Source organism: Pedobacter sp. MR22-3 (assembly GCF_026240075.1).
In the GTDB taxonomy this organism is placed as follows: Bacteria; Bacteroidota; Bacteroidia; order Sphingobacteriales; family Sphingobacteriaceae; genus Pedobacter.
In genome coordinates, this window is the sequence record NZ_JAPIVF010000004.1 from 272586 (window position 1) to 288720 (window position 16135).

6 protein-coding genes are annotated in these 16135 nt (G+C 39.8%); all 6 read left to right on the top strand.

Going from position 1 to position 16135, the window contains the following annotated elements; genetic code table 11:
- Positions 1–58: 58 nt before the first annotated feature.
- The 6 genes from OQ267_RS11070 to OQ267_RS11095 all read left to right on the top strand — a co-directional run bounded on the left by OQ267_RS11070 (position 59) and on the right by OQ267_RS11095 (position 16005).
- A complete protein-coding gene (locus OQ267_RS11070; RefSeq protein ID WP_265835951.1) occupies positions 59–790 on the top strand; it encodes a LytR/AlgR family response regulator transcription factor in 732 nt (243 codons plus the stop codon).
- A 251-nt stretch (positions 791–1041) separates the two neighbouring features.
- Entirely contained in the window at positions 1042–2133 is a 1092-nt protein-coding gene (locus OQ267_RS11075; protein WP_265835952.1) for a sensor histidine kinase, read from the top strand.
- 1190 nt (positions 2134–3323) lie between these two features.
- Entirely contained in the window at positions 3324–9200 is a 5877-nt protein-coding gene (locus OQ267_RS11080) for an ATP-binding protein (protein ID WP_265835953.1), read from the top strand.
- Positions 9201–9302: 102 nt separating this feature from the next.
- Entirely contained in the window at positions 9303–10460 is a 1158-nt protein-coding gene (locus tag OQ267_RS11085; RefSeq protein ID WP_265835954.1) for a hypothetical protein, read from the top strand.
- 61 nt (positions 10461–10521) lie between these two features.
- Positions 10522–11436: a hypothetical protein gene (locus OQ267_RS11090; protein ID WP_265835955.1), complete on the top strand. Its 915-nt coding sequence runs from the start codon at positions 10522–10524 to the stop codon at positions 11434–11436.
- A 225-nt stretch (positions 11437–11661) separates the two neighbouring features.
- Positions 11662–16005, top strand: a complete 4344-nt coding sequence (locus OQ267_RS11095; RefSeq protein ID WP_265835956.1) for a hypothetical protein — start codon at positions 11662–11664, stop codon at positions 16003–16005.
- Positions 16006–16135: the final 130 nt, after the last annotated feature.

Here is a 16135-nt window from a genome sequence, read left to right on the forward strand (position 1 = left end):
TGAACATGCAAAGGTAATTGAGAGGTCAAAAAGGACTTAACAATCTAATCTTTGACATATGGAACAATTGCGTTGCGTCGTTATCGACGATGAAAAACATTCTATTTCTATCCTTTCAGATTACATAGAAACGAATCCAAATCTCACGTTGGTCAAAACTTATACCGACCCTCTTATCTCATTATCAGATATTAGCCTTACCGACAAAATAGACTTCATATTTCTTGATGTCGACATGCCTGATATTACGGGTATCGAACTGGCAAAAAAGCTTGCAAATAGAACGAGGTTTATAGTATTTACAACAGCATTCACGAAATATGCAATTGAAGCCTTTGAAGTGGATGCATCACGCTACCTGGTAAAACCGATATCGAAACCCAAGTTTATCAAGACAGTATGGGATATACTTGAATCTGAAACAAAAAAACTGGAAAAGTCTAAACAGTCAGGAAGAAAATTCTTTTTTGTCAGTATTGGTGACAGGGGACAAAGACTGAGGATAAAAAGATCCAAGATTTTGTTTTTTGAAAGCGAAAAAAACTACATAAGTATCGTTACAGAAGAAACCAAGTATATGGTGTACTTGACTATGAAGGAGGTTGAAAAAGATTTTTGGGGAACACTTTTTTACCGGGTACATAGGTCATTCTTTGTAAACGCTGAAAAGGTTGAAAAAATAATTGGCAATACCTTAAAAATGGGTCCTTACATAGTTCCAATGGGAAAAAGTTATAAAGAGAGTTTTAATGAATTTTTAGAAAGAAAAACTTTAAGATCCGGCCGGTAATCTAGCAGTTTTTAGTCTACTTTTTTCGGTACAACGAAAGTTTCAGTTGCAATAATTGTAATACTTGAATTGGTTGGATCGGTTGATGACAACCTTTGGTTTTTCTGCGATTTAAAAACAAATATTGTTTTTTTAATCAATTTTTGTGGGACATTTTTCATGATTTTTATTTTGAAACTAGCCCTATTGGATATGGTAAAAAAAGTTATTACACCGTGATAATTTGAGGTTACACGAATACATTTTATAGCATGACAAAGAAAATCTTCGAATGGACAAAAACCCAGAAAATCCATCTTATCGGATGGTCGGTTTTTATATTTCTTGAAATAACGTTAATAGGTCTTGCAGCCGGTGCATTTGGAAAGCCACTCAATTACCTGTTGCATTACATACTGAACATTATTCTTTTTTATTCGAATGCGCATCTGGTTCTTAAAATTAGTTTCAGAACGAAACAGCATGCAATAAGCAGATTAATTATTTTGATGGTATTACAAATTGGCTGCTACATATTGTTCCGTGCATTGCTAAATTACTATTTGAGCGATACCACGAAATCATTTAACTTTCCTACTATCGTAGAGCATTACCGCAGCTTTTTTCAGTCGCTTTGGAGAGGACTTTTTTTTATTGGTTTATCATGTTTTTATTATCTCTTTATAGAATATAAATCAGAAAGGACTTTGAGGGAGGAGGCTGAAAACGCTAAATACATTAAGCGATTAAGGATTAGAGAAATGGAAAACGAATTGAGCATAGCTCAGTACGATTATCTGAGGGCACAGATCAACCCCCACCTTTTATTCAATACTTTAAGTTTCTTATATGATAGTATTCGGAAATATAATGAAGATGCCGGCCAGGCTGTACTCAATTTGGCTGACCTGATGAGATTTAGTCTGGAAACACGTGAGTCCAATGAAGAACTTCCGAGGTTAGATGAAGAGATTAAACAAATTTACAATCTAATCGAATTGAATAAAATAAGGAAAGATAAGGAGCAGTTTATTGACGTGTTCATTCCTAAAGGTGCCAAACAGTTTCGTTTTATACCATTAGTAATTATAACGCTTTTGGAAAATATGCTCAAGCATGGAAATTTAAGTAGGCAAGAACATCCGGGGCTACTAGAGATAAAACTGAACCATGGCGAGTTTTCAATTCATACAAGAAATCTGATAAGTACCAAGATTCATAGTTCTGGCTTTAATAAAGGAATGGAAAATATTGAAAAGCGACTAGGTTTGGCTTATGGAACCAAATTCTCACTAAGTTATGGCAAAAGAAATGAAATTTACTTTGATGTAAATATTAATTTAAGGTTGGATATTGCAGAATAGCAGGCCCAGATGATAATGGGTTTACGGCATATTGACTTTAATCCAGACTAGGCATGGTCACACTAGCGCCCATCTACCCTCTGACCTGCTTGTCCACACCGCTAGCGGTCAGGATATCCTGTAGGTTCGGTGATGAAAGTAAATTATTTAACCTTAAGCCTACACCTCTATCATATGCATCCCGCAGATTGCCTATTCAAACTGCGCTAAATACGTAACTGAGTAAAACATTGAGTTTTCAAAAGCCGTCTGCAAATTGTTTCTGTAAATCAGGCATTTAAATTATATTATCAACACAACAGATGAAATTTGACTAGAAGACTTAGAATCTTTGACTCCTATCTTCTACACCATCTGAGCTCATTTCGAATTATCTTAAATTTTTAATAAGTATCAGCCCATCACCCTCAACCGACTTAGAGATATATCGGTAAAAAATATTGGCTCTAAAAGATACTGTTCAGTTATCCTACATCGATAGCAGAAAATGTATAGTTTGATAGTTCAAAGATATCCAATCATTTTTTCAATAATTGAATCAGTTGACCTGTTAATACTTTGATTCGAGCCCAGATTTTGGAGCAATCCTAAATCCGGCATGACTATCGTATTCCGTCCCCAGACCGCGCATAATTCGAACCATTTAGTGGGCCAATTGAAGGTTTTAAATGATTTAAAGTTTGCGTAAATGAAGTTCGATTCCCGTACGGGCTCACTGTAGTTCTTTGCTACCATTTAAAGAAAATCCAATATGACGCTAGCCTCACTATCGTCCACCTCAATACCACTTTTGGCCACAACGGAAATTGCCCGCTTGACCGAAATCTTCCTTTTTATAAAGTTGCTGCTATTTACAGATTGGTTGTTAAACTACGTGATACTTTCGTCGAACAATTAAGAACAGAGGACATAAAGCCCTGCGGTTATGACCAACCTGATTGCCCAATTTATTTGCTGTCCGAAAATACCTGTCAGAAAATGGATGGCATCAGGAAAGAGATTTTCAATAGCTTTAGGTCAATAAACCCAAACTTTAACCTCGATTTAAATGATTAAATGAGAAAGACGGTACTAGAATCTACAATAAAGTAATACGAAGTCAAATCCTTATAGGCCTATGTATTCAGGGCTCATTTTCATTGGCAATAGACTTTTTTTTATTAACTTGACCAGAAATTAGGCTCGACCAAGTGACCAGAAATAACCCCAACAGCTCCATCAGGAGCGGATATGCCTATGAAGATCTGTACGTACTGCAACTTTGTACGGAATGGCTGAGTGAACCGGAAAAATTTAAAGGGATCAGGATTCAGTATGTTCCCGATGGGACGAAAGGATTTGCTATTGACGATGTCGTTGCAGAATTTAAAGATGGTAGCCAATCTTTCTATCAGTTAAAGTATAAACAGAATCCAACTGTCGACCTCTGGGACTTCAAACATCTTCTGGACAAAGGACTGCTGCGATGGATAGCGTCATATGAAATGCTTACAAACGCCGTTCCTTTTCAATGCAGCCTGATTACTAATGGTCAACCAGCAGATGAGATCCTTACCTGCAGCTCTGGAGAACGGATCGGCCTGAGCAAAATTGCAGTGAACTTTCCAGATATAGGGCTGTTGTTAAGCGAAAAGTTTAGCACTATTTTACTGGAAGACTTTTTTGCGAACTTTAATTTTATTTTCGGACAACCCGACAAGCAGGAGCTTGAAGAAAAGCTGAGGACAAAACTCTATGAAGATCTTAAAGTTACAAAGGCCGGCGTAGACAGCCTTCTGCTATTTATCGGAAAAGAAGGGTCTGAAAAACACCCAAGGGAAATAACGCTCAGTGAGTTAAGGAACCATCTGTCTTGGGACAACCCTAGGCCATTGAACCAGAGCTTCATCGTTCCCGCTGATTTTGAATTTTTCAACCAACGGACCCATCACCAGATATTAGATGACCTAAGGGGTGCAAAAGGTGGTACAAAGATTTTCATAGGTAAACCAGGCGCAGGAAAAAGCACTTATCTTTCAAAGCTTTACGAAACCTTAAAACATGAGCATATCTCGGTCTTCCGCCATCACTATCATCTAAATCCCAATGACCATTCCCAATTTGAACGGCTAAATACAGACCGGGTAAAGGAAGCTCTCCGCGCTACATTCAAAAAAGAGAAGTTAACGGTCCTAAAGGAACTAGGTCGGGAAAATACCGAACATACTCCATTAAGGGAGTTTATTTCGAAAATCGCTTCCCACTATTCCAAACTCGGAAAGAGCTTCGTTCTCATAGTGGATGGCCTTGACCATGTGATAAGGGAAGGGAATAGTGAAGATCAGCTAAGGGAATTCATAACTGAAGTTTTTCATCCTCAAAAGGGCTTTTGGCTTTTGCTCGGCACACAGGAAATGGCTGTAAAATGCCTTCCAGCCGGTGTCTTTAAATCGTGCCCCGAAGATAATTGGATAGAGATCAAAGGGCTTAGCAGACCGAATGTTGCCAGAATTGTCAGGGGTGCCATTAAATCTCCAAAACAAAGGCAAGACAAAGATGGACAGAGAGCGCTTATGAATAAGATTTTTGAGATAACCAAAGGTAATCCTCTTCACCTCAGATACGTGCTGGGAGAAATCAGCAATTCGGAAGATTATATCTCAACTTATGACCTTGAGCGTATCCCCCCTTATAAAGGTAATATAAAAATGTACTATCAGGATATCTGGAGACATCTGTCCGATCTGGCTAAGACTTTCTGCTTTTCAATAACTGCTCTGGATTTCAAGCTCCATAAAGAACAGCTCATCGATCTTGCCGGCTACCTTACGCCATATCCCTCGCAGATTACAAGCTGTTTCAAAGAGATAGCACACTTGATCGTCACCGAACTTTCCGGCATTTCGGTTTACCACAACAGCTTTATGGTATTCATGTCCGAGCAGCCCGAACTTAAGCAGCAACAGATGATTCTTTATAAAAGCATAAGGAACTGGCTTAACACTTGTAATGATGAGAGCCTCAAATGGTCTGAGCTTTCAAAGATTAATTATTATCTAGGGGATTCCGCCCCCCTATTGAGCATAGATAAGGAATGGATTATAAAAAGCTATCTACAATGCAGGGAAGAAAACCAGATCCAGAACCTAATTGACCTGGCAGCACGGGCAGCATTTGAAGCGAAAAATTTTAAAAAATCCATATTCTATGGTGAGGCCAGCCTAAGATTTGAACGCAGATCGCACAATTTATGGGATGATAACCTTCAGAAAATTTGGGTAACATCATTTAAGAACAACCCTGATATTTTTATCAAATATCCAGATTTTTCCGTGCTCACTCATTATCAAATTAAAGAACTTTTAATTGCGCTCAAAGAAAGGGGTATGATTAACAAAATTCCTGAAGAAGCGGTAGATCGAATAAATATACTTTTTCAAGATAGGAACAATGACACCGGAAGCATAGCAAAGGCTTGGCTGGAAGTACTTCTTCATTTTGAGGATTCTAGTGATCAGAAAATCACAAATTTCATCAAGCAATTCAGGAAGGGAGATAGATCCGATATATATATTGCACATTATGTCACTAAGATCCTTGAGAACCAGGAACGTTTTGGACACAGGTTATCAGCACTATTCAAGTCCAAATTAACCGATCTTGAAAAAAAGGCCATCAGTGAGATCCTAATTAAGCATGACCTCAGAATGGGCACTTTCCAATGGAAAAGGAAGCTAAAAACTTTTCCCGTTGAAGAAGACTACAACCATAAGATATATATTTATTTGAGCGAAAAGCTTTTGCCGAATGCCGCTAAGCTGGCCGAACGCGGGGAGTTCAGCGAGAAATATGACTATGCATCTGATAATAAGGAGGGCAAAACGCTATGTATAGACCATTTTTTTACTTCGTTATTGCTATCCTTAAAACAAGAACTACAACCCATTGACAGCTGGCTACGAATCAAGAAAAACGACAAACAGACCCAACTGCTCAAGGCGCTACTCCGTATAGGTAAAAAAATAGGAACGGATTTTTATCAGAAACTACCTATCAAGGTAAGTGATGTTCTCTCACCACTCGACAATATCGATACCCTGGATTTCTACAAAGACCATTCTCTCTACGAACTACGCCGTTCGGTAATGCCAAGGATAATCGATGAGGTAATTTGGTTTGCCCATGTCTTTAACAAACACAATGGTTTCAACGAGGAACTGTCCATAAAGGAAATCAAAATGTTATCCACCCACCCATGGTACTATCAGGGCAACCTATTCGAACTTTTGCACACCAAAAAGGCAAAGTTATCTACAGAAGCCTTTTCTTATTTTGCTCAGCAGGAGCTTGACAAGCTGGAGGATGAACTGATTGATTTCAAGGATAAGACAGAACGGATGGTAAACCTTGCTATCTTGGCAGCTGACCTCAAAAACTCTGAGACGCTGAACCTTCTACTTTACCGGGCAGCGGAAAATATTATCGCATATGGCAATCATAAAGATATGCTGCTATACGATATACTTCTGGGGATGAAACGGCTTATAAATGTAGAACCAGAGAAAGGCCGGGAACTATTGCGTCAGATTTCTCCGTACGTCTATCATATCGATAAACTGACCGATGGTGATGAAACGGGCAGCTTCATATATGACTATTCCTCCCAGCTTGCCTTGGCAGATGTACACTCTCTTTACAACTTCTATTTTTTAGCGATATCAAACCGGGATTATTATCTTTCTGAAAGCCTATTTGCCAACATCCTCTGCACACTCGATTTTACCGACCCGATCGCCAGGTCGGTTGCCGCTACAGCTGTTGGCGATAGCCCTTACGGCGCACTAAAAGATATTGCGGCTAAGGATCAGGGAGCATTGGAAGTGCTCACCGATATACAAAGCTGTCTTGGGGATATCGGATATGAGCGCCGTCCGGATGAGAACGACAGCAACAGCATTAAAAGTAATCCAAAGGCCGATGAAGACTTTGCAAAGGTGAAAGCTGAAGACCTGGAGGAATATTTAAGAATGGTAGGCACTGCTTCAACGTTCCGAAAATACGAAAAATCAAACTTTTTACTGAACTGGTCAAAATACTGGCTGGTCAGGCCGGAAGCGGATGTAAAGCAGATTATCGCAGTCCTAAAACCTATCATACAGGATAGTTTTGCACAGACAGAGCATGAGCTATTGGATTTTATTTATCCATTCGCAAAAACTGTAGACCGTGATTTCGCATTCCATTGCATTTGCTGGGCACATTCCAATAGTGGCTCCTGGGCCAGTGACTACTTTGCAACTCCCGAACAGGCCCATGAGCGGTGGAAAAAAGTGATTGCAGATTTCCCATTTAGGAAGGATGAATTTTTTATTCTGAGCGTCAACAACTCAGGAATGAGGTACAGTACGACAAAAAAGAAAAACTATATTTTTACTCCACCAAAGGCCATACAGTTCTTTATCGATTCCGGCGAGATAAATAAAGCAGAAGCGATTATTCAGCATTACCTCGATGCCTTGCCTTCTCTTTTCCCAAATGTTAAGCTACCAGAACCAGAATTCTATACAATGGATATTCAGATTGATCCATTCGATCTCCTGATAAAGCGTATGGAATGGTTAAGTCCAATTGTAAAGGAACGAGCAGCCAAACAATTGATCTCGATATTATCCAAAGACATAGATGGCAGGTACCATTTGAGATATTTTGCATGGCTGAAAGGACTGTTTCTAGAATCGAGAGCATGCGAAGGTCTGATTGTCCTCTTGCTATCGACACAACAAAAGAGTAGTTTCTCTAGAAAATATGTAACCAAAGCTAATCTTGGAAGGCTATTATCGCTTAGATGCATGGCAACAGACCTTATTTGCGGTTCCATAGGTTATGAACTTGGCATATCCTTCAAATTCGCCCAAACTGCATATGCAGCGATGTCCTTCGGAAGTGTTTCCAGAACAAAGGATGAATTTGATGAACTTGTTGGAAGGAATTTACCTGTGGTCTACCTACGTCATCTGGAAGAACTTCAGGAGAACTGTCCATTTGAACTTTGGTCATGCTGGAACATGCTTTTTGATGACTGTTGCGATGAGCATGGACTGAAATATAAAAGGGATGATGAAACTTACAATAATGATTTCAATAGGGTGATGATCGGTAGGTCGACAATTTTTACTGAGATCCTTCGCTCAACTTTTTTCAGGCTCCTAGATTATCTCTATTCAGAAAAACTGATTGGGATACAGGAAACCTTTGGCTACAATGTTGACAATTTCACGATTGAACCATCACTATGGTCTGTATGTCTTTCCAAAAAACCAGCCTGGTGGCCCGAAGCAAGGAATACACAAAAACTTAGGTATGACCAAGAACCTCCGCATCTCGAACTTGATCTAGAAAAGCTGCTCTTCAAAGATGGAAAAGAGCAATTGTTGTCCATGCACGGGAACATACCGCATAGGGACAATTTTTATCACAGCGACTATTTCTACGGTCTTGCAATCCTTCCCTTTGCTTCTTCAAAGAAGCTCGACCACGGTCAAAATGCACGGGAAATTTTCCGCGAGCTTGAAATAAATTCAGGAATATGGTATCCAGGCGTCAGGGATATGAGGAACTTTGGCACCTATTCCAATGAACTAAGGTTCGTCGCTCCAAAAACCACCAGTAGATTTGGGACTATTCCATTATTAACTACTGTAAAAGCAATGAATATAAATATGCTACAATATTATCGCTCTTTTTTTCCAACCATGATGCTTAGCCCATTCATAAAGGGGATGCTCAATCTCAAAATTAATGATGGCCACTTGCGATACTTCGATAAAGCGAAAATCGTCGGAAGCTATATGGATTTCCTCGATGGTCTCCGCGACAGCTCGGATACTCCTGATGTATTGCCTTACGGTTCCTTTTTGACACTTGACAAAGACTATCTTTCGAAATTTTTGTCTGATAGAAAACTGAACCTTTCATTTGCCGTAAAAAAGACACTTTATACTAAAGACATGTCAAGCAGGAGATCAGAGCGCAATGAAAAAAACGAATATCTTATTATCGATTTTAACGGCAACCCTCAAATAGACTAAGCGTCAATATTTTGACATATCAGGTTGGAAATATTAACTTTAAAACAAACATCTAGCGCCAGATATTAATTTGTAGAATACCAACAAAAACTAACACTAGGAATGACAGCATCGGAGAGATTACTGACCAATATAAACAACTCTATCTTTTTCAAGGAGTTCACCTATTCAGAGAACCAAATATTTCAGGAAGGTGGTGATACTAAAGAACTTGCTGATAATATAGTCTGGCTGGACGACCTGTTGCTAGTCTATCAGGTGAAAGGTCGTGAAGCTCAGCATGTCACCGATACACAAAGCGAAGAAAAATGGTTCGATAGGACCATTGCGGGAAAGGCGAAAAAGCAGATAAAGGATACGATAAATTTCTTTCAGACATGGCAGAAGCTTCCAGTAACTAATGAACGTGGTCAGACGGCAGACATTGCCAAAGCGGCAGGACAAAAGCTGATCAAACTGGTGATTTTTGAACCTGGCAGCAAATTGCTTGAGGACAAAAAGAACATCAAATTTCTGGAGAGTTCTACCGCCGGGCTGATTCATTTATTTCACATCCAGGATTATGAGATGGTATGCAGGTATCTTGTCACGCCCAGCGAACTTGCGGAGTATCTGCAATTTAGGGAGGAAATTTATTTGAGGCACAAGGATCATGCAATTATAGGAAAAGAGGAATACCTTTTGGAACACTTCTTTACTACCCAGGATACTACGGCTATCAATCAGGATTTTTTAAATAATCTCGGCAAAATAGATACTGATTCCGGCCACTTTGAAGTGGGCAGCATATTAAACAATTTTTTCAACAAGGTTATCCTATATGAAAACGGCAGGGAAACTGACTATCATTTTATACTAAAAGAAATTGCCAAGCTTAACCGGAATGAGTTGGTGGCTTTCAATAGCCGCTATAGGGAAACTATCCAAAATGTTCAGGCGGACAAATTCGCCCTTCCACTTCGCTTTGCCATTCCTAGAATCGGATGTGGATTTGTTTTCGTTACCATGCAGCAGCGCAACAAAGGACATTGGTATAATGCCTTATTGAATTTCGTTGATACCTACCGCTATAAACATAGACTGGATAAATGTATCGGCGTTGTCATGGCAAAAGATGGACAATGGTTCGACATAAACTGGGCATTTACGGCTGGCAAGTGGGAATTCAATGAAGAACTGGAACAGGCACTTTCCAATGAGGGCGAATTTTATGGTGACAGCGAACTGCGATTACTACCTCGTTATAAATTAAAAAACTAATGTCAGGATATCAACTTCCCCCTCCGACAATGCCAAGCAGTTTGAGCAATTGGTTTGCGAAATGCTAAATGAGCATTACCATACGATATCCTTTAAGTGTTTTGGAAAAAATGGCCATAGGCAAAAAGGAATAGATATCTTTTCAGCCGAGAAGCAGATGATAGTTCAGTGCAAACATAAGGATCTGAGCAGAAATACGGTGCTGATCAAAAAAGACCTACTCTCTGACATAGACGCAACATTATTGGCATTGAAAGAAAGATCTACTCCGATTACCTATAACCAATTGATAATTGCAACAACAGCAAGTGAGCACCCCGACTATGACGAATTTATAGCTGCTTTAAAAGACAGTTACGGACTTTCATATGATATCAACTTCTGGGGCTGGGAAACTATTCAGCAACGACTGAGCCATTTGCCTGGCACACTTTGCAAATACTATCCACAATTCAAGATTGGGCAACATCAAGAAAGCCAGCTGCTGTCAAAGATTACTATGAAGAAAAGATTGGAACGAGACTTTGCTGACTGGCTGAATTATGATCCTGAGAACCGTCGTTTCCGTTCGAAGATGATCATACATTCTTCAGCGGACACCCATTACCCCGAACATCCGAACCCAAATGGACCCTGGTTCTGGTTTGGGGCAGAGATTGCACGCCTTAATACAAAAGGTCTTGGATTTATCAACGAACTGGCAGATATATACGTAAATACCCGCGGTCAATGGACTATTGAACGCCCAGAAGACCTTTCTGGCTTTAAGGTAGTTAGGGTCGCAAAAATCTCGGTTGTAGCCTTTGAAGATATTTTGGATTATGACCTCAATGGCGATGAGTTTTATAACTGTCCGCATTTCTATCTACGGTTTAACGAAAATCACACACCTTTCTCAGACTTCTATTACCAAAAGCTGGACAACGATGTTATCGGCATTCCCCTATACTATGATTCCACGTCCAGATTGGAGTGAAATCATGACGGTTATAGCTAACGTTGTTCCATTGCAAAAAAACAAAACTGAGTATGGACATGTCATAAGGGTAATGGAAGAATACCGTTAGTTTACACCAACGCGTATGTTGGGCGCAGTTTGATGGGACGTTGTACTTAGACAGCTATTAATTTTATTATAATTCTTACCTTACTCACAAATATGCTCATTAAACTAGTTGACCCTTAACAACCGATTTTATAAATGAACTGGAGTAATTTTCAAACATATGGCGATGCGCCAACGGAGGCGTTCGAAACCCTTTGTAATCAACTTTTCGAACGTCACTTAAAATCAGTTCATGGCCCAATGCTTACGAAGTTCCGGGTTGTAAATGGTGCCGCCGGGGATGGTGGCATAGAAGCATACGGACTGTTGGCAAATGGGGATATTATAGCTGTCCAATCAAAATGGTTCAGGGATGTATTGACCGATGTGCAGTTTGGTCAGGTCGAAAAATCAATTGACACAGCATTGGCTTTAAGGCCCAATATAAAAAAATATATTGTCTGTATTCCAAGGGATTTGAGTTCACTTAAATATGGAAGGGGTAAAAAAGGACAAAGTAAACAGCCTGTGCGAAATCATGAGGATAAAGCAATAGACACTTTTTCTGATACAATAAAAGCAAAATATCCAAGTTTGGAACTGGAATGGTGGTTCGAAAATGATATTCAGCTTGAACTAATGGAACCTGGAAATGAGGGAATTCATAAGTTTTGGTTTGAAAAGGAAGTCGTTTCATTAAAGTTGCTGAGCGATAAGTTCGCTCTTCAGAAAAAAGGCTGGCTACATCAACGTTACATTCCTGAACTACATGCGCAGGGCGTAATTCAACAGACTGTTCAGCATATAAAATTTGCAAAAGAATACCGCGGGCTCTTTTATCAGGAGTTCGAAAAATCTATACTGTCGCTGCATTCACTGATCAGGCACATCAATGCATTTCTTCCTACCAATACTACTGATGATCAATTAAATCTTCATCTGAAAGGTCTGATAGGAAGTATAGACGACCACATAAAAGAAGGCAGGCTACTATTGGAGGCAGTAAAAGAAGGAAATGATAAGTTTCAACCATCGATACCAGTTGCATTCAATCTATCAGTGATATTTCCAAAGCTTCGTGCGATCATTCCATCGCAAAGGCAACTTGCGCTGTTACCGGAACTTTTAAGGGCTATTCAAAATTATTCGGACTTTGTTAAAAGAGATCTCAGTAAGATTTTCTTTCAATGCATGCGCCTTATTCTTGGCGAGCCAGGTACAGGAAAAACACACGGGCTGGCCAATGCCATAGACACCCATCTTTCGGCTTCCGCTCCTGGAATAATAATTCAGGCCAAAGGAGCCACATCAAAGGACTGGGATAACCTATTGCGAGAAGCTCTTGCGTTACCTGCATGGAGCAAAGAGGAAATCTGCACTGCACTAGAAACAATGGCGATGCGTGTAGATACCGGCCTAGGTAAAAATCTAAGTGCGGGTGACGAAATCAAGTTGGAAGCGACAAAAGTATTGATATGCATAGATGGCCTTGAAGAGGATCTCGGCAAGGAAAAGATATGGTATGAACGCATGCGTGAGTGTGAAATATTGCACCATCAGTTCCCGAACATACGCTTTCTGTTCAGCGCGCGCCGATATTTTCACGATTCTCGTGAAGTACCAAAATGCACCAATTTTGATGTGGTTATTTTACCAAAAGAGGGAGATGTGCCTGTACAGAGTGTCGCAGAAAAATACTTTAGCAAAGAGTTTTATAATATCACTTTAGAATCGCCAAAAAAAATTAAGGGCATTGATTCTCTGTTCGCACTACGCCTTTTTTGTGATTTATATGAAGGCAAAACAATAGCCAAGGATGAGGAGATTCTGACAGCAACTGACGAGTTACTGAATAAAAAAATAGAGAGCATTGAGCTGGACTTCAAAGAACGCAAACAATTAGGTGTTAGTAATGCGAGAAGCCCTATTTCAGAGGCTCTTTCCATAATCGCAGATCATTTCTATACCGGACCCCGAATTGAACACAACGATCTTTCAACCCTTGTAAAAAACGCGATTGGAAACTATCTTCCAGACGTTGACCCGGTTATTGATTTTCTGGCAGAAAATGGGATGCTGATCAAATCTGAAGAAACACAAACCGGTAAGGGCGGCATTAAAAAGAGAACGTACATCTATACTATCGTATCGAATTCGATTATAGAGTTGATTATTGCAAATCGAATATCTGAGGAATTGACAGCTGGCGAAGTAGAAAGTATTCCAGAGCAATTCCTGGTTGGCGATGATTTAGTGGGTGAAAGTATATCTGGTGAGGGATATCCATCCGCTAGTCTTATAGTACAGAATATTGTTGATCTTCAATTGAAAACCGAAGACAAACTCATAGGGGACGAAGGGTTTCTTGTACAAGGGCTTCAACCTCAGGAAGTAACTTCATTAAGACTGCGCGCTCTGATAAGAGCGACTCCGGAGCAGGCTGCCAAGTATAATGCTGAAGTTGAGAACATGCTTTTGCATGCAGGTGCTTCACAATATTTTGCATTGATAAATCTTGTTCTTCCCTCTAGTAGCAACAATGAAAACTATTTTGGCGCAAACTTTCTTGATCAATTGCTCAGACGCCAGCCTTCATCTTTTGAACGCGACCGATTCTGGTCAGGGTTCGACGGCTATGAATCAGGTAAACATGAACAGAACCACCACGCTGACTATTCTATCCGTTCAGCTATTGAAGATTATACTGGAGACAACTTGGCCTTATCCGAATATGCACTTCATGATGAGCTACCCCTAATATACGCCTGGTCGCTAACGCATATAGACCAGGAATTCAGGGATAAACTTCGTGTCGCCCTAACGCAATGGGCATTGAAACAGCCAGGAGAATTTGCACAACTTCTGGAAAAGATCTTCCACTGCGATGATCCACAAATACAGGAAGACCTAGCATCTGTAATGCTCGGGGTTGCATCTAGGCTAAGGGACCATGATGCTATTAAAGATCTTGCTAAATGGGCAATTAAAAATGTTTTGTCTCTGCCTGAAGAGCATCGTAATATCATCGTTCGCCAGGGAATGAGGTCGATTGTCGAAAGGGCTTTTCAGTTTGATTTGATAAATGAAAAAGAGGTGTCGCTTGCGAGGCCTAAAAAATTAGAAGATCCGAAAATCATTCGATTGGATGAAAATGCGCTCGAAAATCCACGAGAGGAGATATATCCAATTGTTCATGATCTTGCATGGTATGTGATAAAGAAATCTTTTGAACACTTCCTCGAATATCCTATGGGAATATCCAATGGTCATGCAAAAGACCAGGACAGCCCGGAAGGGAAAAGTCTCTTGGATCTGTATCGCGCAAAATTTAACAAACCAGGAATATTTGGTTCTGTGTGGGCGACGGCAGCAGCAATTGGTTACATGAAAGATCTGGGGTTTTCAAGAACAGAGGGAAATGGCATGACTCAGGAATCGCATGGTGGTAAAAGCCGAGTATTCACATACGAAGAAAAATATACATGGCTTGCCGTCCATTATTTGCAGGGATATCTTTCCGACTATGTGCCGCGTGAATTATCTCACAAGAAACGCTCTTATGTAACCGATTATGGTTTGATTGAACCAATTCCCAATCCTGTCGAATCGCCCATCTACATTGATGATAGCATCAGTAGGAAAGAACAACTCTCCTGGGTATTGAAAGATTCCCTGGTTAAAGAACTAGCTGAAGGGGAACCTCACGCAGAATTTATAAAGAAGCAGGTGGAAATGGAGGCAGATGTTGATTTTAAATCATGGCTGGAATTCAATGAAACAGATTTTTACATAGACGGAAACGACACAGAACAACTGGCCATCTATAATTATTCGGGATTTCACGATTCTAAATCGTTAGTGTTTGGGCGGCTAGAAGCAAGGGCGTGCATCATTAAAAAGGGCAATCTTAATGAATTGACATACCAAATTATACAAAATCCGGGCGATCTCTATTTTATCGAGAGCCTCGACGACCTTCAGGCAGATCCGCAAACGCATACCCATAGCAATCCATCAGACCTGGTATGGATGAACTGGATCGGCGAAACCAACCAGTCAACATCTTATTATGATCAAGCCGACAATGAGCAGGAAATGATGCATTCTCTCACCGATGTCACAAAGAACACAATTGATGGCGAAGAATATTTGAAAATTCCCTCTGCATTCATAAGGCAACTATGCGGTATTGTTGAAATGAGAGGCAATGAATTTTTGAATAAAGAGGGGCATGTGATCGCATTCCTACATGCTAATAAAGATGAAAGCCACAATATTCAAGAAATGGTTATTATTAATAAAAAGTTGCTTTTGGAGGAATTGGTGAAAAATGGTTTGGAACTGATCTGGTTTGTCGAACTTTTTAAGCGTAAAAACATGCACAACGCAAACATTGAGGATATTGAGCACAGCCAGAAAGTTAGAAAATATTTGGTGGCTTACCAAAACGGCGAGTATCATGCACTAAAGTTTTGGGATTCATACGCTTCAAATAGATAAATGCCTTAAAATATTATGTCTCTTAATTATTTACTGTCGCTAAAGGAACTTTCTTCGGCATACCGGCAACAGAAAAACTGATTGAAATTCTCTATCTTGACTAATCGTATAATCTATAGTTTTATACCTT